Below are 235 nucleotides of genomic sequence, written 5' to 3'. Positions count from 1 at the left end.
GATAGACGACACCGACGGTGAGGCCGAGGAAGGTATACACCTTGCCCATCCACGCCGCGTCGCGTCGCGCCAGGTAGTCGTTGACGGTGACGACGTGGACGCCCTTGCCTTCGAGCGCATTGAGGTACACCGGCAGGGTCGCGACGAGAGTCTTGCCTTCGCCCGTGCGCATTTCGGCGATGCGACCCGAGTTGAGCACCATGCCGCCGATAAGCTGCACGTCGGAGTGGCGCAT

General features: G+C 64.3%; 1 protein-coding gene. It reads right to left on the bottom strand.

Going from position 1 to position 235, the window contains the following annotated elements:
* Window positions 1-235 (bottom strand): hypothetical protein (locus D1Z90_RS21100; protein ID WP_147378842.1); only part of this gene is annotated, 235 nt, incomplete at both ends.

The sequence above is a fragment of the Motilimonas pumila genome (assembly GCF_003596335.1).
GTDB lineage: Bacteria > Pseudomonadota > Gammaproteobacteria > Enterobacterales > CBDFNC01 > Motilimonas > Motilimonas pumila.
This window is presented reverse-complemented; position numbering and strand designations above follow the sequence as displayed.